Raw genomic sequence first — 21,734 nt, 5'->3', positions numbered from 1 at the left:
ACTCGCAGCGATTGAGTTTGGTACAGGTCGTTTTTTCAGCTATCTGTTGTGTTACTGTGACTTTCTGAAGTTCTATCTCCTGTCTCTCGCGGTGAGTGATCGGTTTCACGGCGGCTGGACTGTTTGTGAAGCTTCCGATGACTTTCAGTTCATCATGTTTTTTCCAGGTTGTTTATCCCACCTCAAGCTGGGCTTTCGAACAACGTGTCCCAGGTATGTTCTGTTTTACGTTTCAACGCATACTAATCTCCAAAATACATTTTCCATGCCGCAAGTACTGTAAGAACCTGAGTTTTCTCCAGAGCGGTTCCTTGTTTGAAAAGTTTTTCACACATCTCTCTCACACGGAGATTCTGCACAGAATTTATGTTTTCAGCGTAGAAGGAGTCTATGAAATCTCTGAGTTTCTCGTTTGTGTTGTACCAGTAGTCCACGGGGTTCATGTGCCATTTGCTGGCCAAAGGGTTCCTCTTGAAAAGCTTTATGAAAGCCTTCCTCGGTAGCGCTTTCAAAGCCACGGCGCGACCTCGTATTGTTATAGAAGGATCCGTTATTTTCCCCTGTATCTTCTCCCAAACGTATCTCGCGGCATCAGGGTGTTTCTTCAAGATCCACTTTTTGTATATCCTGTGATCGAAGCGATACCTCAAAGGTATCTTCAAACAATACGTGAAGAAGTCCACTTCCAGAAATGGTGAAGCTACCTCGGTGTACCTTTGAACTGGTAAATTACCAGACAGGATACCGTTGAAACCACGATTGTAGAACTTGAAAATCTCTTCATTTGGGCACTCCCATTGCAGAAACTTTCCTTCATCTGTCGTGATCAATTTTGTAGAGTACGCGCCCGCACCCGGTGTGTAAGGCCGTTTGGGATCTTCGGAACCATAGTAGGTTCCAAGAATCACGTCCCCCAACTGGCCTGTATGATACAGTCCATAATTCTGAAAATTCAATTTACTCACAGCATGATGAACATGAGCAGCGCCGGAATAAAGAACGTTCCCGTAGTTGATCCTGAGCATGTCGTAAATGTTAGTCAGGTACAGACCATTATCAAGGGAGAAGAAAACCCAATCGTGTCTCAAGTCTCGGGCAATGCTTTTCGCCACAACTTCATCTATGTAATCCGTCTGCGAAAACGTGACATTCAGCTGTTCTGTGTAACCCATTTCGTGAGCGACCCACACTGTCATTCTTGAATCGAGTCCACCGCTCAGGGAAGCGATATGTTTGAAACCGTACTCTCTGTCCTTCTCGAACTCTAACTTAACTGCCTTACGAAACAGCTTATCTATGTTCTCAATGATTTCGTCTTCCGTCTGCGTGTTGTCCGGTTCGTTGTCAACTACGAAGTAGCGATTAACGCTGAATATGCCATTTTCCACTTTTATGTAACTGCCTGCCGTCAACTTCTTTATCGGCTCTATTATGGTGTAATCTTCCAGCATGTAACCGTAGGTGAGAAGAAAATATGCTCCGATTTCATTGAGAGAATAAGGTATGCGATTGTTTTTCATGTAATCGACGATCCAGGTCATCTCTGAAGCAACCAGAAGCCTATCTTCAAGCAACAGATAGAATATCTGTTTATCTCCGAAGTGGTTTGTGTAGATGAGCCACTTGTCAGCTTTTTTGTCGTACACCAGTCCAGAAAAGCTCCCTCTGAATTCGTTAAAGAATGTCTCTCCATTTTGCTGGTACATTTTCACGATGGCTTCTTTTAAATCACCGGACCTATATTTTTCCAGTATCTCCGAAGAGTTGAGTATCACACCCTCCGTCAAAACGATGTAGTTTTCATCCTCATCGAACACCTTGTCTCGCTCAAACTTCCTTATAGTCCTTCTTTCGATATAGTAATGCTTTCCTTCCACAGACTCGACTATCAAGTTACTCTCACGTGTGGGATTGAAATTTTTCTCTACCCTACCCTGCCTCAGAGATATTTCCGCAAGAAAACCTGGCATAAAGCTTCCCCCTTTCTACGGGTTAAGACAGATACCTTTTCAGATAGAGCGATCCAAAGAGGGAGGATATTAGAAAAACGAGGACAGTAGCCACGGCTGCTCCAATAGCACCGTAGGCTTTTATCAATACTACATCCAGTATCACGTTCGCAATTCCACTAATAATAGCGTTCCAGAGATTCACCTCTACCTTTCCCAGACTCGCCAAAATGTTACCAGCCGGTATTCTGAAAGTTCCTGCGATCAGGTAGCCAAAGGCAAGGATCCTGAAGGTTGTCACTGCGTCGAGATATCTGGAACCAAAGAGTACTCGAATTACCAAAGGAGCAGTTATGATCAAAAATATCGAGATGCAACTGTTCAAAAGCAATAAATATTCTACCAATCGGCGATAACGCTCTTTGATCCATTGTTTCTCCATTTTCTTTCGGGCGAAGTATGGATACACGTAGGTCATGACCGATAACGGAATGAAGTTCAACGCGAATGGTACAAGGGTGGAAGTTTTGTATGTTGCCACGACGGTGTCAGATTTCACAATGAGGCCAACCAGCAATACGTCTATGAGATAAAGAATCTGAGACATGACATTCGAAAGCATGTTTGTGATGGAGAACTTCAGAAAATGTTTCCTACTTTCCGCGTCAGGTAGTGCCACGGTTTTATACATGCTTAAGTAAGGTTTCAGCATGTAACCAGCAATTATCAGTGTGATGAAATAAGCGATGTACCTGCTTAGAATGAGCCCTTTCACCTGGTAGTAGTAACCAAAGACCAGGATACCGAGAAACAGGGAGAACGTATTCACCATTGTTACGATCGAAAATTGCGCGTTCTTCAGTTCTGCTCTCAGAAAACACTGGGCGATATCGAATGAAATTGTGAATAGCGGAAGAAACGATAACCATCTCAGGATTTCGACGCTTCCGACCAGTGGGAGTTTGATAATCCAGGAAAGGCAAAACAGCGTGACAGCAATGATTAGGTTGAAGCTTGCCCCGACCCTGAGGCTGTATTTGAGGTACGATAGCTTATCAATCGCATTAGCTGAAGAACTCGCAAACTGTAAAAGGCCAGAGGCAACTCCCAAACCGCTGAGGAGAAGAAAGAAGTTTAAGATATTGTTGGCATACGACCACTGTCCATAAATCTCCTTGGAAACGATCCTCACAACTACAATGGAAGTACCAAACTGAATGATCTTGTTCGCTACGTTTGCAGAGAATATGTAAGCGAAACCTGTCTTGAGAGCGAATCTAAGGTCATTCTTCAAGGAACTTAGCACAGTCCTATCAACCTCTTGTATAAGTGTATCTCCTTTTCCGTAACACCTCTCCAGGTAAACGCTTTTGCTCTTTCTAAATGCTCATTCACATCGTACCCTTCTTTCAATACCTCCACCACTCTTTTTGCAAATCTCTCTTCAAAGTCATCTCCTTCCTCAACAACGTATTCTGAAAATCCTATTGCTTCTGGAATTCCTCCGTTATTGCTCCCCACCACACATGTTCCACAGGCCTGAGCTTCAAGGACGACACAGGGCCATCCTTCATTCCTGCTTGGAAGCACCATCACGTCCATCGCGTTCATGTACTTTGCGACCTCAGTCTGTGGTAGTCTCCCGGTGAAGATTATGTTCAGTCCTTTCGTTTCTTTTTCTATCCTTTGTCTCAGTGAGCCATCCCCGACCACGATGAAGAACGTTTCTGGAATTTCCTTTGCAATTAGGTTGAATATCTCTCCCAGTTTGTCCGCCCGCTTTATCGGTATGAGATTTCCCACAAAGCCCACGTACTTGTACCCTTCTTTGTATATTCCAAGTTCTTTCCTGACCATTTCTTTGTCCATGGGTTTGAATATCGTTTCATCATACCCGTTTGGTATCACCACCGCATTTCTGCCGGAAAATCCTAAAGATTTTGCTCTTTCAAGAAGCGCATTACTAACAAATATTGTTGCCGATGCGCTTTCAAGAACGTCCACGTATATTTCTCTTCTCCGTGGCATAAGAATATTAACGTCACTTCCATGTGCGGTGACAATGAATGGTTTTCTGTACTTATCTGCAAGAATCTTCGCTATCAAGCCTGCTGGAACATCGTACATGCCATGAGCGTGTATCAGATCGTATTCTACAATCTTGAACGATCGTTCGATCCTCTCGGCACAGCGTTCAGCGATCTTCACAAAGTAATTTCGAGAGACTTTGTTCATCAAAACTATGCCCAGGTTCCTCGGGATCAAGACTGGCTTGAACTTCACACCTTCATGTTCTTCTAAGGGATTTCCTGTAGTGGACCTTCGCAGAAATCTTTTCAACAGCAACACCGTTTTGCTGTTTTCGAAACCCAGTGAGACAGCATCGAAGTTCACACCATGCACGCTATAATGCTGCAATCTTCGAACAACGAATATGCCAGCGTTCGGATTCGTCTTCAAAGGAGCAAGGTTGGTTACAACGAGAACTCTCATAATCTGATTCTACCTCCAGGGTTCACCAGACCCGCGTTCCAACCTGCTCCACAGGTCTGCAGTATTCTAACGATCCTCTGACTCGAATCACCTTCACCGTAAACATTTCTGGGATAGTCGATGTTATCACTTTTCAACAATTCATTCAATGTTTCGCGTATCTTTCCTGGATCAGCGAGCATGTTCCAGCCGCACTGGATCAGTTCTCTCCAGCCTGTGTCCGGCATCACAACTATGGCTCTTTTTTCACACCAGTACGCTTCTTTCTGCAGCCCGCCTGAGTCCGTGATCACGCAAAGGCTTTTCTCAACCAATCCCATCATGCTCAAATAATCCACAGGATCGATCAAAGTCAAATTCTTTGCATAATCATCGAGTCCAAACTCGGCTATCTTCTTTCTTGTCCTGGGATGGATTGGAAAAACGATCTGAATTTCTCTGGCAATTTCTGAAAGCTCTTTGAAAATGGCCTCAAGGTTCTCTTTCGCATCGGTGTTGAAGTCCCGGTGAATCGTGCACACGATGTAGTTGTTCTCTTTTAAGCCCAGCTGTTCTATCAGCTCGTATGTGAAATAAGGCTTCATCTTCAAAAACAGTTCGTACATGACATCACCAACGAAGTGCACTCCCTCAATGATGCCTTCTTTCTTCAAATTCTCTACGGCAAGCTCACTCGGACAGAAGAGCAAGCTCGAAACATGGTCCGTGACTATCCTGTTTATCTCTTCAGGCATGTCTTTCGGTTTCTGTCTCAAGCCAGCCTCGACGTGTGCGACAGGTATCTTCAACTTCGCTCCCACCAGCGCTCCAGCTAAGGTAGTGTTCGTATCACCGTAGACTAATATAAAGTCCGGTTTTTCTTTGAGCACGACTTTCTCAAACTCTATCATGATTTTCCCTGTCATTTCTGCGTGGGTGCCAGAACCCACGTTCAAGTTGTAATCCGGTTGTCTTATGTTCAACACCTTGAAGAACACGTCGGACATGTTGTAATCGTAGTGCTGGTCTGAATGGACCAGGATTTCATTTATCCCGGCTTTTTGAAATTCTTTATTCAGCACCGCTTCCTTTATGATCTGCGGTCGTGCCCCAACAAGGGAAAGGATTTTCATGCTCCTTCACTTTCGAGTCAATTTGTTCGGAACAATTGCTTATAAACGTACTCGTATGATTCCCAAAATAGCCTAGAATTTTTGAACCATTTTCTTATCTCTTTTTTCGCCGTGAGAATTTTCTCTTGGCAATCATACAAACTTACTATCCTATCAGCAATCCAATCTGGTGTATCATTCTTGTCCACCTTCACAATCAAATGCTCGGGAACAGCTGGCGAGAAATTAACGTGGTCAGTGACCAAAACCAACCCGGCGGCGATTGCTTCGAGAAATTTATTTGACGCCACCTTACATTCGCTTGGAAAGCTTAGTAACACTATCATGATATCAGCATGACAAAGATAAGCAACCACTTCCTTTCTTCCAAGTGGACCAAGGTAATGGAAGTCCTGTGGGTGTTCTGATTGAAGATGCTTTATTCTGCGTTCAATCTCATCACGACGAGTGCGGTTTGCGATAGGTCCTATCAACGTTGCCGTGAATCGACCTGTATCGATTAATTTGTGCATGACATCCAAGGTCTTCAACATTTGCCTGTTTTCTTCGGTTATCATTCCAACATAAATGACGTTCAGTTTTTCCTTTTGTTTCATTTCAGCACAGACGTCGAAGTCGGTGTATAAAGGCAGGTTGTCGAGAACATAGACATCATCGAAATAACGCTTCAGGTATTCAACGTTGCTGTGCAACGCAGTTAGACAAGCCCTGTGTTTTTTTGGAAAACTAAGCAAAGTACGTATCAAGATGCGCTTTAGAAAATCACCGCGCAGCATTTCATGAACATCAAGAATGATTTTTCCCTTTTCGATGGTTCGAACCAAAGGGAACAAGGCAAGTAGTTCCTCGTCCTGAACGAAGTAATAATCATAATGCGTTTTCATGAGCATTTTGATCAGCTTATACGCTACTTTGAGAGTTTGTGGTGAAAATTTCTTCCTCAAATAAAGGTGTATATAGTTAAAACGAGAGTCACTTATACCTGGGTCCGGCGCCGATTCATTGCTGATGTTGTAGTAATCCACCTCATGTCCTAATGACAGGAGCATTCTAATATGCCTGTGGATTCTGTAATCATAACTCTTATGTGCTGAGAGAATAGCGATCTTCATAAATGTTCCTCCTACTTTCTACTTTCAACTCTTTAGTGTACCGCATAGCTAGCAAAAAGAACATAGGAACAGTATAATTGTTAGAAAGAACGGTACCTGCCAAAAGAAAAAGAAGATACGCAATGTACATTTGCGGTTCGCTTTTTCTGATTCGATAAAGGTCTCTCAGTTGCGCAAGAAGGTAAATTATCAATACCCCACCGAGTAAAATCCCATGATCCGCCATTGTCTGAATGTAGAAATTGTGTGCATACGTTGCATAACCTATGTATTTTGTGGTGAACTTCCAAGCGCTATCCCGTCCTAAACCGAATGGATTGTCTAATATTAGTCGGATATAGCCAAACCACTTTTCGATTCTGCCAGTGAGGATGAGATTCAAAGCACCATATTGGGAGACACCTATGGTGTTTGTAATTTCCAGATACTTCAAGTACGCAGGTATTGAAGCAATAAAAAGTATCAATGCGACTGCAATTAATGTCACAGCATACCTAGCTGGAGTCTTTTTTCGGAGGAATAGGAAAACTGTAACAAATATGATCAGAACGAAACCAGTCATTGAGTTGAGATAAAGTGCATTGAGAACGAAGAGCAGCATGAGCAATGCAACTAGGAGACCTTTCCTCCTTAAAAACAGTAAAGCTATAATCAGCGTTTCAGATACATAGAAATTCGGATCTACCCTTGTAAAACTTGTCGTTTCGAGACCGATGACTTCACTAACAACTACAACTCTTTGTAAAATGGAAGCGTTGTTCACCAGGAATAAAGCGTACGAGATGTTGGCTAAAAACAAAGTAACAAAGAGGCTTTTATCGTTATTACCTGCTAGTCGCGTTTCGAAAAAGTAACAGTAATAGTATGCCAAAATAATAGTCGCAAAGGTTGAGAGCCACGATAAAAGATGGCTTGAAGCAACTGTCTGAAATGATTCAATACCATTGTTCGTGCCATAAAGTGCAAACTTGATCAAAAGATCGTACCCAGCAAGAGCAGTAAAAAGTAATAGCAGTGATCTGAGAAAACTCGCGGTTAATGGAACCTTTCTAAAACTAACTTTGACGATTGCAGCGCTGCCCAGGAAATATATAAGGTATGTCGAAATATAGTTGTCGAATATTATGAAGAATCTCCTCAAGAGGTAAAAATATAGGAACGTAGGCAAGGCAAGCGAGTCGTCAAGACAAAACAGCGCGGAAGGAACAAGTAGTACGAAGAGCAGAAACGTTTGCTGTTTAAGCAAATCGGATGATGTCCAAATCAGCGAAGAGATACCTAGCAACCACCCTATGAAAACTACCTTCAAAACGTCAATTCTGTAAGTCATCATCGTCCTCCTTGAGCGTTACATAAACACGCAACAGGAATTTCGCTGTGGCAGTTTCTCTTTCGGCACGCCAAACACATCTCGAATGTGCTGGCCAGGATCTTCTGTCAATTTATCTCTTTTCTCATGATCTTAAAGATTTTGTAGCAATGCCTTCCGCTGAATTTTTCTTTCCTAGCTCCGCTCTATTGTTGTATTCGATACCAGCTAACTCCAACTCCTCTGCTCCGCATCTTACCATAAAACACGTAATATATAACTCCCTGACTGTCGGCCCTCATCGAATTGAATTACAACGCTTAAGATTTTTTGCCCCAAGTGTTCCACCTCCTTCAAAGAAATCTTGTAAGTTCCCTGTATCCAAACCTTGCTTTCTAGTCCCTTCCCCGTTATTCTTGCTTTCACCTCTAGGTGGGAATTCGTTTAATCTAAAGTCTTGCCATCTTCGAAAGTACGCACGAAAAGGGAGCCTATTATATTTTTTGCATTCTCTACCTGCGATTTATAGTGGAAGATATTCTCAAAGGTTCTTCTTGCTTCCAGACTCATGGTTTCTAATCTAGCCTGGACTTCGCAAACAACTCGCAGGAGGTTCTCGTAGTTCCTCGCACTGTCTATGTCAAAAATATATCCATTCTTACCGTTCACAACATACTCTGGAAAACTACCAACACTGGACGCCAAAACTGGTGTTCCAAACATGAAGGCTTTTGGCAGAACTCCACTCTGAGTACTTCTTCTGTAAATGTTCCACACACAAAAACTCTTTGCATACGCATCGTTTATCTCGGAATTCTTCAAGGGCCTTCCGTGCATTACCTTCAAAGCATCTTTTGAGATCATCTCCTGAAGGATTTCGTCCTTCGAGATAACTTTGCTCAGATCTGTTCTGGTTGCGATCATGAATTTAAGCCTGCTCTGGTTTTTGTAGGCGTACTTGATGAAATCCAGGTAAACATCAAACGCATGGCCAATCACAGCATGGCCGATGTACGAGAAGTATTCTTTTTTCTGAATATCCAGGTCTTCCTGCAGTTCATCCGTGAACAGGAGTGGTATGACTACTACATTTTTGCAGTACTTTACGTCGCCTCTCTGGTAAAGCTTCAAAGCGAAATTAGAGGGTACAATTACCAAATCTGACAGTTTCAACAGCTTGACGGAGAAATGATGCGCTACTACAGCTTTTATTGCCTGCTTTACTCCTTGTTTCAGATACTCGGAGATACTGTCGAATGGCTCGTGATAAAGATATAGAATTTTGTTACCAATCTTCCTGTAGTAAGCTGCAACCTTGTGATTGATTGTTGATACATTTTGGAAAAACACAAGATCAGCTTCCGGATATCGGGCATCTTCTTCGAAGAATAAAACCGGTATTTCTTGCCCTTCGATCATCTTGGAATAATCTTTTGACAGAAATAAGAACGCGTCATGGCCCAATTCGCGGAACAGCTCAGCGTACGCAATCATATGTGAAAAATGCCCGGGTGAGAATTTCAATGATACTACACAAACTCGCAAGGCGGAACTTCCTCCTTCAGTCGCCTTTATATATCCTTATGGCTTCCGGGCAGCAGATAGCAAGAGGTCTACCGTACGCCACATAACTTTCGTGACCCATCTGCAGGAGCGTTTTATGAATGTTCAGAACTATTCGTCCTGTACTTCCTCTACCACATGCTGTGTTTATTTGCAACACCTTCATCAAACTACCCTCACAAATTCACCGATGAACACTTGTTGAGTGACTCCACAGCTTTGAAAATCGCGAGTGTGGAATAGTATATCTCCTCGTACGTGAGGGAAAGCGGTTGTTTACCCTTGATAACTTCCAGGAAATGCTTTAACTCATTCTCATATCCCATATCCTGGCTGATTGTCTGGAATTTCCATCTGCGGTCTCCAAAAAACTCTGTTCGCCGAAAATCGTTTATAACAGCTGCTTTACCGTCACAGAAGACTTCCACCTTTTCTCTTGAATACGATCGTGAACCCACAGCAGTGTAAAAGATGTTACCAACTGATCCATCTTCGAATCCAATACTTATGACCACATTGTCTTTATGGATCACCGTTTGTCCATCACCTCTTATCGCTTCAGTATATATTCTGATAGGTCTCGAACCGATCAAGTATATCAACAAATCGACAAAATGACACACCTCTGAGATGATCATTCCCCCACCTTCTTTCTCAGAGTGTACCCAGAGATCTGCTGGTATTGGACCAACGTTGGCGCGATAGTTTATCATCATTGGCGAACGTCGATCGCGGAAATACTCCTTGCACATCTTTGCATGGGACGAAAACCTTCTGTTGTAACCAACGAACACAACGGGAGATCCACCCTGCTTTATCAGGTCAGTATAGGCGCTCGTTATTTCTTCCAGCTCCTGCTCGTTCACACAGAGGGGTTTTTCTACGTACACCTTCTTCCCGTTCTTCAACGCCTCTATCACCATATGCTTATGCTGACTATGTCGTGTGAGTATCATGACGGCAGAAACTTCAGGGTCTTCTAGCACTTGCTCAAACTGGGTAGAACAAGCCTCAAAGCCAAATTTCCGTGCGGCATGAAATCCTGTATATCCACGCGAACTAACAAGCCATTTCAACTTCACCCGTGGATCTTTTTTGACCAGCTTTCGTAACCTAGGTAACAGCACGGATTTGCCGAAAAGACCTGAACCAACTACGCCAATTGTAACATTGTGATCGGTTTGATTAGAAGAGACATTTCTTTGATTGATAAGAGCAAACTTGTTTTTGTTTTCCTGGGTTGTATCATAATCAATTACCACTCCTATTGGCTTTATCTGACCGGATAGAATTGCTTCATAAAGCTGGACAGAATCGTGGATTTTAACTCTGTGAGTGATCAGGCTTCTTACGTTAATCGACTTCTTTGACAGCAATCTGAGAAATTCTTCGAGGTTTCTGTTCTCAGTCCATCGTACATAGCCGATAGGATAATCTACGCCTTCCATTTCATAAACTGGATCGCTAATACCAGGCCCCTCTGCCTTTGAAACTACTATTTCTGCTTCTTTGTGCCATAACTCGTTGCGGTTCGGATGGATGTCAGCTACTCCGACAACCACAATTTTCCCCCTGGGGCGAACAAGATCGACGGCAAGTCGCACTGGTTCAGAACTTTCCGTAGCTGCTGTGATCAGTACGGAATCGGTTCCAAAACCTTTAGTTGAGTTTAGTACTGCTTTCTTGAATTTTTCGACATCCGAATAAACACCTGAAAATCCCAGTTTCTTCGCAAATTCGACCTTAGATGAATCTATATCGAATCCCACAAAGTCGAAACCGTACGCGTTGAGGAGTTGACAGGTTAGAATCCCTAATAGGCCCAGTCCGACGACAGCTACTTTTTCCCCTACGGACAAATTCGCGGATCTTATACCATGCATCGAGATGATTCCAAGCATTCCAAATGCTGCTTCATCAAAATCCACATTGGGCGGAATCTTCGAACACAACATCTCAGGGACACAGACGTACTCTGCGTGAGAAGCAAAACCAGCTCCTATGCAAGCAACGCGGTCACCTGGAGAAAGACTCCTCACTGCTGAACCAACTTCAACAACCACACCTGCAGACGAGTAACCAAGAGGGACTGGTTCGTCCAGCCTTTCGAGTGCTTCTTGGAGAGTTTTGATGAACCCTTGTTGCTTCGCTTTCTCGAAAAATCTCTTCACAAGATCAGGTCTTGCTCTTGCTTTTCCGAGTAAGCTCTTTCTACCAAGTTCAATCATCGAGCGTTCAGTACCCACACTGACGACAGAGGCTGCGTTCTTCACCAGCACAAACTTCGATCCCACCCTCGGTACGGGTACATCAACGAGCTCGATTTTTCCTGTTCTGTAGTTCTGAATGAGTTGGAGCAGAAACATTAACCCCCTTTCACTAAGCAAGAATACAGTTCTACCTCACCGCAGAGCTGATCCCAGGACCAAACTCAGCACACTCAACGATTTTATCCCAATTTTCCTTGAACCATTCGACCGTTTCTTTGAGCCGTCTTTCAAAGTCTGTGTCGGGCTGAAAGCCCAAGATCCTCTTCGCTTTCTCGTTCGATGCAAGCATCCTTGGCTTCGTATCCCACTTTCTTCTTTCTTTGAACACAATGCCAGCATTGTTGCCGGTGAGTTCGTTTACTTTCTCAGCCAGATACCTTATTTTGATTTCTCTCCCAGCCGCCAGGTTGAAAGCTTCACCAATAGCTTCTTTGTAATATCCCATCCTAAGGAGACCGTCAACGATATCTCCAACATATGTAAAGTCCCTCGTTTCTTCACCGGTGCCGGTTATTGGGAGAGGCTTACCAAGCATAGCCCAGTAGATGAAGTTTGGTATCACGTTGCGGTACTGACCTGGCACTTCACCAGGACCAAACGAATTGAAGAAACGTGCTTTTGTGAAGGGGATCCCATACATCTTGTAGTAATAATTTCCATACAGTTCACCCAGAGCCTTGGTTATCTGATAAGGTGTGCTGAGCCATGAAGAGAGCGGGAGGTCTTCTTTGTACGGCATCGGCGCGTCCGATGGATATATGGAACATCCACTTGATGCGTACACAAAGCGCTCCACTTTTCCGTAAATTCTGCAGTACTCAAGTAGTTTAAGAGTTCCTAACCCATTCACCATTAGGTCCTTTTCTGGATAGTCAACGGAATTCTGATTGGCGAAGAAAGCAGCCAAATGGAAAATTACTTCTGGTTCTTCGTTGAAAACACGTTTCAAGTCGATATCGTTGGTTATGTCCCCTTTGATAAACAGCAAGTTGGAAGAATCTTGAGGCAAAAGCCAGGTGTATCCGCTCGAGAGGTTGTCAATGACAACTACGAACGAACCAAGCTCAACCAACTTTTTAACCAAATTCGAACCTACCGCTCCTGCGCCACCCGTTACCAGCACTCTTTTGCCCTTGTAATAACTTAGATAGTCCATTCACCTAATGCCTCCCTTCTCTTCTGATCAAGAGATCGTTAAATATGCATTCCAATTTCACAGCAGCTCTCTTAACAGAAAGGTTCTCTTCGATGTATTTCCTTCCGTTCGTACCAAGTTCCCTTCTGATCTCTGGATTCTGGTATAAGTAGATTATTTTCTGCGCAAGAGACTCATAGTCGCCCGCTGCCACCACGTAACCCGCTTTTGCTCTTCTTATGAGATCTGGGGCGTCTCCATCCAGGTTCATTGCTCCAAGTACAGGAATACCAGCTGACATTATGCTCAGGATTTTGGAGGGTACCACTGGTGTTTTTACATCCTTCGTCAGCGTGACAAGGGAAACATCGGAGGATTGAAGCACCAGAGGGTATTTTTCCTTAGTAACCGGTGGTAACAACAGAACATTTTCCAGTTTATGCTCATGCACCATCCTTTTTGCTTCTTCAAGCCGTGTACCGTCCCCGACAATCACGAAAACGATATCCTTTTGCTGTCTCAACAGTTGGGCAGCGCGAAGTATCACTTCTATGTCCTGGGAAAAACCCAGTGTTCCTGCGAAAGAAACGACGAATTTGTCGACCAAGCCATACTTCTCGGAGAACTCGTTCTTTTTCTGCCCTGGCAGTATCTCCTCTGTATCAACCCAATTTTCAATGAACAAGACTTTCTTGTGATTCCCAACAACCGAAGCAACGTATTCCTTGTTTTTCTCTGAATGAGTCATGACCAAATCGGCAGATTCATACGCTTTTTTCTCGAGCCAACGGAAGAACTTAATTATGAGTGGACTTCGCATAAGTCCTAAGTCAATCGCGGCTTGAGGAAAAAGATCTTGAACATTTAGCACGTAAGGTGCGCCCGTTTTTTGTCTCACCTTTTCAGCAGTCCAGTAAAGTGTGAGAGGAGGAGAATAAACGAGCGACACGTCGACACGATGTGAACCACGATCAAGAAGTTTGACGAAATTCCTGTACAACTTCCAAGCGATTTCAAAGTGTTCAAAGCCTCTTCTGATAACGTTCCGACGATCGACGTAGGGCAGCTTGACTCTGAGGACTTTTATCCCTTCGTAGTTCTCTTCGAGTACAGACCTATCTTTGAACCTATCGGAATAGCTTTGATACAGTTGCTTTGCAACGTTGTACCTCGGCACACCGGTCAAAACGGTGACTTCATGACCCCTTGCGACAAGTTGCTTGGCAAGGTAGTAGTACAGATGCGAAGCTGCTCCGATCTCCGGTGGAAAGTAATTGTTTATCAACAAAATCGATAACCTACTTTTTCTCATTTAGCCCCCCTCCTCCAGATGACTGCCTCTATCGTTTGCAACAGTATCGCGATATCCATGAAGATCGTTCTGTTTTTGACATAGTACAAATCGTAAGACAGCTTCGTTCTGGTTTCTTCCAGATTTGATGCGTATTTGTACATGATCTGCGCCCAGCCGGTGAGACCGGGTTTCAATTTGTGCCTGTAGCTGTAGAAGGGAAGTTTTTGCTCGAACTCTTTCACAAAATCGATCTGCTCCGGTCTCGGTCCAACGATGCTCATGTCGCCTTTCAAAATGTTGACGAACTGCAGAGTTTCATCGAGCCTTATCGGTCTGATCAACCTGCCTATCTTCAAAATTCTGTGTGCTTCCTTGTCAACGAACCTCGCTTCGCCTGGCTTCTCGTTCCTCATCGTTCTGAATTTGTAGATGGTGAAGGTTTTTCCGTCTCTACCAACGCGCTGCTGTTTGAATACCACCGGCCTTCCATCTTCTACGAGTATACACAAAGCCACGACGAGCATCACGGGGGAAAAGATTATCAAACCTGCAAGGCCACAAACGATATCCAGCACACGCTTTGCCGGTGATTCTTTTGCCTGAGTGAAGAGTATTTCGTAGTAACTTCTGAAAGATTCAGCCACTTCAAGTGGTATTCTCTTCAGAACGCGTTCTGCGAGCTCCGGGAGTAAGAGTATCTGGTACTTTCCATCGAGCTGGTTTCTCACAGACTGGAACAGTCCGTAGTCGGCCACAACGACGGCATCGACGCTGCTTGCTTTTTGCCTCAGTTTGGCTGGGTCTGGATTGATCCTTTCGACGAAGACGAACTCACCGTTGCTCTTCTTCGCGATTTCTTCAAGCACGGGTTCTATCTCCGCTTTTCCGATCACCACACATCTTTTCGGCTTGACTTTCTTTCTGAACAGTACACCCAGCGAGCAGTTAACAGAGCCGATCGTAACGCTTCCAAGCAAAACATTGATGGCAAGATGTCTCAGCCCAATCGCGTCGTGAAATAAGGGATAGAGTATGTATCTGGCAAAACCTGAAAGGAGCAGCGCGACCAGAATTCTCACAAATTGCTGATAAAGATCGGTCAGGTACTCGTCTTCGTACACCCTGAAGGCAAACAGAAGAACACAACAGATGAAAGAAAATACAACACTGGCAAGCAAAGCTTCACTCAGTGTGTAATTCAAAAGCAAGAGCACCGACCAATCCAGAAAGAACAGCACTGCTGCTTTTTTCATCTCTTCACCTTGATCCCCCTTGAGCAATTTTCTGGACCCTTGCTTCGTCTACCAAGCGGGGGATAATTGATACATTACTTTCCTGCCTGTTGCTCAACGCCCTGAGCAGTAACATTATATACCCAATCCGTTCGAATGAGACAACTTCAGAGCCATTCAGGAAACGTCGAATCTTCATTTTTCAAATCGGTTCTGACGAACGCATTCGCTTCAGACTGTCAAAATATTTTGCAAGTGTTCTAAAGTGATTTCCACGTACATGATAACATTTTAGTGAATGTCTGTCAAGCTTGTTGAACATAATCATGGGCAAGCTAAGCACTGGGCTAACATAACATTTGCTGACAGGGTGTGAACTACGTGAATCATAAAATGGAGTTTCCAGGACGCAGGAGCTGTGAAAATCTGGTTCCGCTTCGGTGCGCTTTCTTTCCTGCAAGTTTTTCTGTGTGTTTTGGGATGAAGATGTCGAAACTATTTACGGTGGAGAATGGTTTTGAGAAAATCGGCAGCTATGGACAAAACTTTTGAAAACTCCGATCTGTACAGAAAGATCGTGGCAAGAAGCCCCAATGCAGACGAAAGAACTGGCAGAAACAGATTTTGAGAGAATGTGTGCAAGATCGCCGAGAAAACAAAAACAGCCACGAGGTAGTAGACCTTTTTCAAATCGTAGGGAACAGGATACAACCTTTTGGACACACCCGCCTCGATGGCGAACACGACTATGAAACACAACCCTGTGGAGACGGCGGCTCCTCTTGCACCGAAGATGGGAATCAGCAAGAAGTTTCCAGCGAGGTTGAGCACGGCGGCTGTTCCATCGCTCACGATGAACCAGTACGTTTTTTTGGAAAAATCTATTCCTCTTGCAACGACGATGGCCATGGTTATCATCACAGGGTTCAGGATCAGAAACGGAGCAATTGCCGAAGCTGGACGGTAAGATCTTGCGAGCAGAAGGAAGATAACGTCCTTGAAGGAAAGAAGAAGAAACCCGGCAGAGAACACCAGGAAAGCCACATAATCGAGCGCTCTTTTGAAGATCGTCTGGTTTTCAGGGTTCTTCTCGTACTGCTCGTATGCGAAAGGATACCAAAGGGTGGAGAAACCAGTTGTGAAAAGGTTCATGGCTGAGATTATTTTGAACGCGGCAGAGTAAAGACCTATCTCAGAAAAGTTTGTGTACAAACGGAGCACGAGTCTGTCTATCCAGTGGAGAAGCCACCAGACAAGGCCAGAAAAAACGAAGGGATATCCGTACTTTATAATCTCGAGGACAAGCTTTCTGTTTACCTTTACTGGAAACCAGTACGATCTTTCGAAGGCCATACCGACCATGAGTGCTACGAGATTGGAAAAAAGCTGAGCATACAGCAGAGCGTAGAAGTTGCGGCCCACAAGCAGGGCGTAGAGCAGGATGAAGCCCACTTGACTGAGAGACTGAACCACTTCGATCGTTGAGAAAAGAATGGCTCTTCCCTTGGACCTCACGAGGTTCAAATTGAAGGTTTGGAAAATTCCAGTCATGAGCGTAGCGATCAAAATGACGTGAGCTTTTGAATCAGATGTTCCCACGAGAAATGTGTTTATGGAAGATCTAAAGATGAAAACAACAAGGCTCGCCAAGATGCTCAAAAGGACTGGTGGGATCAGACAACTCCACAGGAGAGTTTGTTTTTCCTGTTCTGATTTCTGCGGGAAGAATCTGAGGAAAGAATTTGTAGTACCGAGGAGAGCTACAAGAAGAAGGATCGAATACACTGTGGAGAACATGGTGGCTTTACCGAACTCTTCGGGGTTGATCAACCAGGTTGTGATGGGTGTGGTGAAGAAAGAAATGAGCGTTCTGAGCCAGGTGCCAAGAGAGAAGGAGATGTATTTCTTCAAAAGATCACGTTCGTTGAGAGTCATAGAGGTCCTCCCAAGCGTAGTCGGAGTTCTTTAGCAATTCGTAATCCAATGAACAAGTAATTCTTTGATTCTTGATTCCTTTCGGCAACTCTCACAACTGGATCATGATGGCATTTCTGAGCTGTATCACTGTTTCAACACCTTATGAAAGCTTTGCAAATCACACACGAACAACCAGTATGACCATTATCCATGGCCATTATCTCCTTAACGTGATTTCAATAACATGAAGCGAGGTTGGTTACAACGAGGACTTTCACAATCTGATTCTACCTCCAGGGTTCACCAGACCCGCGTTCCAACCTGCTCCACAGGTCTGCAGTATTCTAACGATCCTCTGACTCGAATCACTTTCGCCGTAAACATTTCTGGGATAGTCGATGTTATCACTTTTCAACAATTCATTCAATGTTTCGCGTATCTTTCCTGGATCAGCGAGCATGTTCCAGCCGCACTGGATCAGTTCTCTCCAGCCTGTGTCCGGCATCACAACTATGGCTCTTTTTTCACACCAGTACGCTTCTTTCTGCAGCCCGCCTGAGTCCGTGATCACGCAAAGGCTTTTCTCAACCAATCCCATCATGCTCAAATAATCCACAGGATCGATCAAAGTCAAATTCTTTGCATAATCATCGAGTCCAAACTCGGCTATCTTCTTTCTTGTCCTGGGATGGATTGGAAAAACGATCTGAATTTCTCTGGCAATTTCTGAAAGCTCTTTGAAAATGGCCTCAAGGTTCTCTTTCGCATCGGTGTTGAAGTCCCGGTGAATCGTGCACACGATGTAGTTGTTCTCTTTTAAGCCCAGCTGTTCTATCAGCTCGTATGTGAAATAAGGCTTCATCTTCAAAAACAGTTCGTACATGACATCACCAACGAAGTGCACTCCCTCAATGATGCCTTCTTTCTTCAAATTCTCTACGGCAAGCTCACTCGGACAGAAGAGCAAGCTCGAAACATGGTCCGTGACTATCCTGTTTATCTCTTCAGGCATGTCTTTCGGTTTCTGTCTCAAGCCAGCCTCGACGTGTGCGACAGGTATCTTCAACTTCGCTCCCACCAGCGCTCCAGCTAAGGTAGTGTTCGTATCACCGTAGACTAATATAAAGTCCGGTTTTTCTTTGAGCACGACTTTCTCAAACTCTATCATGATTTTCCCTGTCATTTCTGCGTGGGTGCCAGAGCCCACGTTCAAGTTGTAATCCGGTTGTCTTATGTTCAACACCTTGAAGAACACGTCGGACATGTTGTAATCGTAGTGCTGGTCTGAATGGACCAGGATTTCATTTATCCCGGCTTTTTGAAATTCTTTATTCAGTACCGCTTCCTTTGTGATCTGCGGTCGTGCCCGGACGAGGGAAGGCACCCCTAAACTCATCGCAATGTCGGATTCCATCCCTTAAAATTGCCTTCCGTCGTTTGACTCAGCTGAGCTGACAAGGTCTCACACCTTGTACATGCAGTTGCGCGAACTTAACCGCGTTATATTGTAGCAAGCAGGAGTTTCTGCAACAAAATTTTTCGACCGTTTTGAATATCGATCTCGCGTTGGATTTAATCGATGTGTACCTGAGAATCCACGATAGCTATTACTTGACCCTCTACTCACGACCTTCGAGACTAAATCTTTTAGAATTGACTCTTAGGATGTACTTTTTCTATTGTCTTCATTGCAATGTACTCGTACGAGAAGAAGTCTCGCACTTTCCTTGCGTCTTCTTTCATCTTTGCGTACAGTTCGGAATCTGTGATTATTCTCCGGAGAACCGATTCGAGTTCGAAAACGTCATCAATCAGCAAGCAGGATAAGTACTTCCCACCGAGTGTGAAATCGACCATGCCGGGCCATCGTCTTAGCACGAGCGGTAAACCACAAAATATCGCATGATTCCAGACCACGGACTGGGTGCCTGGAAAGACTCCAAGATCGGCTGCGACGAAGTGGTCATACATATCTCTGGGAGAAAGCCAGCCAATGAATCTGATTCTCTCTTTGTTACGCTCGAGCAGTTCATTGAACTTGTTCCTCACAGACTCGTGAATTGAACCAAAGACAATCAACCTTACCCTATCGAACGGTAATTTAGATACTATCTGCATGAGTTCGATGGTCTTTTTGTTGGCATCGATTTTGCCCCCGGTTATCATAACGAAATCTTCGTCATCTATCTCGAGGGCTCTGCGTACTGATGCTCTTTTCTGAGGAGAAAACCAGTCCGGATCACCCCCCATTGGGAGTACTTCGATGCGATCGGATGGCACGCGATAGTACTTAGTGAGAAAGTTCTTGCACGCTTCGTTTACCGCGTAGAACTCGGTGGCGTACGTGTCTAACTGTTTAACCACAAATCTCCACAGTGTTTTGTGGATCAACCTGCTTAACCAATTACGAGCTGAGTTGAACTCGTCGGCGTGATTGTCAACGAGCAGGATAGGTTTTCCGTGAGATTTCACACATTCACGCAAGTATCGAACAAGCTCGAGGTTAGAAAGTCGCCCTGCGCCATGCACATAGATCAGGTCAGGTCTTTCCGCCCGGAGCACGTCTCCTAATCCATCAATTAATCCAAGCCTGTATGCGACTTTCGCGGGTAAAAACTTTGAAAGGGGTAATCTGATCACCTTTACTCCTTCGCTATTCACAAACGTTTTTTCAGGCTCGACGATGATCCTTCCGGTCTCTGACAAAGCCAGAGTGGAGGTTATGCATGTCACTTCGTGACCAAGCCTTTTGTGATACTTAGGGAGTAGGTTTTCATGATAAGCCCATTTTTCCGAGTAAGGGCCTATGTGAACGTGCACAATCTTCAAATCTTGTCACCTCACCCGTGCCTCCATGTGGCTGCGTATAAAAAGCTATGGTTTCTTTGCACCCACCTGAATCTGACGTGATCACATAGCTGCCACGTGCCTGCGCTTCAAGGTCCACCGTCGGATAGTTTTCCTCCAGCGTGCGATCGCCAGCATATCAAGAAGTCAGCCCGAAAGTTCTTGAAAGCGAGTTTGTGCCAATCTCTTTCTCTATCTTTCGCATGCAATCTTTCGAACAAGACTGTCAGATCGACGTATTTGCCGAGTTCTTCAAAAAAATCCACCCGGTATGGACTCGGGATGTTCGTGAGAAAAAGGACTTTCAAGTACGGTCCCTCCGCACATCACATGAAATACGGCTTTACCACTTGGCACATTTATCTCAACCGCCAAGTTCGTAGAACACATTTATATACCGCTGGCATATATTTCTGAAGTCGTACTCATCCTTCAAGCGGTCTGCATCAACGACACTGAACTTCGGTACTTGGTGCACGATCTTTTCGAGCCATTCTCGTTCGTCAGTAGGGTTGTCCACATATATTGCAAGACCCATGGTGGTTTCTTCAATGGCTCCTGCCTTCGTTGTTACGACCGGTACGTTCAGCATCAGCGCTTCAACTGGCGGCATTCCGAAACCTTCGAAAAGACTTGGAAAAAGAAAGCAGTAACAATTTTCCAGGAGGGCTCGTTTTTCTTCGTCACTGACGAAACCGGTGAATATTATCCGGTCCGATAGACCGAATTCGTTGATCATTCGTTCAAGCCTCGTTCCTCGCATCTTTCCGATACCAGAGATGATCAATTTTTTGGGAAGTGCCAGTGGTTTTTCCTGTTCTATCAATTTCATCAACCTTATGAGGACTTCTGTGTTCTTGTGTGGCAGCAGGGAGCTTATGGTGTAAAAATATTCCTTCTTCCCAACACCGAGGCGTTTGCTGATTTCTGAAAAGTCAGCCGGCGTTTCCGGTAGAACCACGGGATTGTGGATGACAGTGATTTTGTCTTCTTTCACGTGGAAGTTGTTCAGTATATCTTGTTTGGTGAAGTTCGAAATGGCGATCACTTTGTCCGCATGTTGAAGGCATTTCTTCCACGAGTAGAGATATTTGAGTCTTTGAAGTTTCGTCGCGTACTGTGGATAATGGAGAAACTGTAGATCATGAATGGTGACCATTTGCTTGGCTTTCCTGATCTTTCCAATCGGGTAAATCGGGGTAGGATGGTACAGTAGATCGATCCTGTATTCCTCGCACAATTTCTTCATGTGCAGACGCTGGTAGATCAACGTTCTGAAGACGTTGAAAGGATCCACATCTTTCACGACCAGTCGATACCGATCGCTTATCCTCCAGGACTTCACGTAGTCGAGCGCCGTGCGGTTGACAAACACAACGAATTCCATGTCTGGAGACAATTCATCGATGCCTCTCAGCAGGTTCTTGACGAATACCTCAACCCCACCTATGGCTTTCGGTTTCAACCAGAGTAAGTTGATACCTACGCGCATCGTTTACCT

At 44.4% G+C, this 21,734-nt stretch carries 16 protein-coding genes; all 16 read right to left on the bottom strand.

Features of this window, described 5'->3' with window-relative positions; translation table 11 throughout:
• Window positions 1–242: 242 nt before the first annotated feature.
• On the bottom strand, window positions 243–1,970 hold the full coding sequence (locus tag TSP01S_RS07230) for an asparagine synthase-related protein (protein WP_041077423.1): 1,728 nt from the start codon (window positions 1,968–1,970) through the stop codon (window positions 243–245).
• A gap of 22 nt (window positions 1,971–1,992) precedes the next feature.
• On the bottom strand, window positions 1,993–3,255 hold the full coding sequence (locus tag TSP01S_RS07225; protein WP_052463546.1) for an oligosaccharide flippase family protein: 1,263 nt from the start codon (window positions 3,253–3,255) through the stop codon (window positions 1,993–1,995).
• Window positions 3,249–4,442 carry a glycosyltransferase family 4 protein gene (locus TSP01S_RS07220; RefSeq protein WP_041077422.1) on the bottom strand — a complete coding sequence of 398 codons (1,194 nt, stop codon included), beginning with the start codon at window positions 4,440–4,442 and terminating at the stop codon, window positions 3,249–3,251. Before TSP01S_RS07220 ends, TSP01S_RS07225 begins: the two co-directional genes overlap by 7 nt.
• Entirely contained in the window at window positions 4,439–5,554 is a 1,116-nt protein-coding gene (gene wecB / locus TSP01S_RS07215) for a non-hydrolyzing UDP-N-acetylglucosamine 2-epimerase (RefSeq protein ID WP_052463545.1), read from the bottom strand. Before wecB (TSP01S_RS07215) ends, TSP01S_RS07220 begins: the two co-directional genes overlap by 4 nt.
• Before the next feature lie 17 nt (window positions 5,555–5,571).
• Window positions 5,572–6,666 carry a glycosyltransferase family 4 protein gene (locus TSP01S_RS07210; protein WP_041077421.1) on the bottom strand — a complete coding sequence of 365 codons (1,095 nt, stop codon included), beginning with the start codon at window positions 6,664–6,666 and terminating at the stop codon, window positions 5,572–5,574.
• Entirely contained in the window at window positions 6,638–7,996 is a 1,359-nt protein-coding gene (locus TSP01S_RS07205) for an O-antigen ligase family protein (protein WP_041077420.1), read from the bottom strand. The genes TSP01S_RS07210 and TSP01S_RS07205 overlap by 29 nt, the downstream gene beginning before the upstream one ends.
• A 423-nt stretch (window positions 7,997–8,419) precedes the next feature.
• A complete protein-coding gene (locus TSP01S_RS07200) occupies window positions 8,420–9,394 on the bottom strand; it encodes a glycosyltransferase (protein ID WP_231848541.1) in 975 nt (324 codons plus the stop codon).
• 320 nt (window positions 9,395–9,714) lie between these two features.
• Window positions 9,715–11,904, bottom strand: a complete 2,190-nt coding sequence (locus TSP01S_RS07195) for a bi-domain-containing oxidoreductase (RefSeq protein ID WP_052463543.1) — start codon at window positions 11,902–11,904, stop codon at window positions 9,715–9,717.
• A 31-nt stretch (window positions 11,905–11,935) separates the two neighbouring features.
• Window positions 11,936–12,964: an SDR family oxidoreductase gene (locus tag TSP01S_RS07190; RefSeq protein ID WP_041077419.1), complete on the bottom strand. Its 1,029-nt coding sequence runs from the start codon at window positions 12,962–12,964 to the stop codon at window positions 11,936–11,938.
• Window positions 12,965–12,968: 4 nt separating this feature from the next.
• Window positions 12,969–14,255, bottom strand: coding sequence for a glycosyltransferase family 4 protein (locus TSP01S_RS07185; RefSeq protein WP_041077418.1), 1,287 nt, complete (start codon window positions 14,253–14,255; stop codon window positions 12,969–12,971).
• Window positions 14,252–15,490 carry an exopolysaccharide biosynthesis polyprenyl glycosylphosphotransferase gene (locus TSP01S_RS07180; protein WP_041077417.1) on the bottom strand — a complete coding sequence of 413 codons (1,239 nt, stop codon included), beginning with the start codon at window positions 15,488–15,490 and terminating at the stop codon, window positions 14,252–14,254. The genes TSP01S_RS07185 and TSP01S_RS07180 overlap by 4 nt, the downstream gene beginning before the upstream one ends.
• Window positions 15,491–15,964: 474 nt before the next feature.
• Window positions 15,965–17,404: a lipopolysaccharide biosynthesis protein gene (locus TSP01S_RS07175; protein ID WP_041077416.1), complete on the bottom strand. Its 1,440-nt coding sequence runs from the start codon at window positions 17,402–17,404 to the stop codon at window positions 15,965–15,967.
• 256 nt (window positions 17,405–17,660) lie between these two features.
• Window positions 17,661–18,800, bottom strand: a complete 1,140-nt coding sequence (gene wecB / locus TSP01S_RS07170; protein ID WP_231848540.1) for a non-hydrolyzing UDP-N-acetylglucosamine 2-epimerase — start codon at window positions 18,798–18,800, stop codon at window positions 17,661–17,663.
• Between the two features lie 233 nt (window positions 18,801–19,033).
• The gene (locus tag TSP01S_RS07165; RefSeq protein ID WP_231848628.1) at window positions 19,034–20,206 is read right to left on the bottom strand and encodes a glycosyltransferase family 4 protein; all 1,173 of its coding nucleotides are present in this window, start codon (window positions 20,204–20,206) and stop codon (window positions 19,034–19,036) included.
• A gap of 116 nt (window positions 20,207–20,322) precedes the next feature.
• Window positions 20,323–20,541 (bottom strand): hypothetical protein, encoded by a 219-nt coding sequence (locus TSP01S_RS07160; RefSeq protein WP_041077414.1) that lies wholly within the window; start codon window positions 20,539–20,541, stop codon window positions 20,323–20,325.
• A gap of 56 nt (window positions 20,542–20,597) precedes the next feature.
• On the bottom strand, window positions 20,598–21,725 hold the full coding sequence (locus TSP01S_RS07155; protein WP_041077413.1) for a glycosyltransferase family 4 protein: 1,128 nt from the start codon (window positions 21,723–21,725) through the stop codon (window positions 20,598–20,600).
• Window positions 21,726–21,734: the final 9 nt, after the last annotated feature.

The sequence above is a fragment of the Thermotoga caldifontis AZM44c09 genome, from assembly GCF_000828655.1.
GTDB classification, from domain to species: Bacteria; Thermotogota; Thermotogae; order Thermotogales; family DSM-5069; genus Pseudothermotoga_A; species Pseudothermotoga_A caldifontis.
The sequence above is the reverse complement of the archived record's forward strand: the minus strand, read 5'-3'. Positions and strand labels throughout refer to the sequence as shown.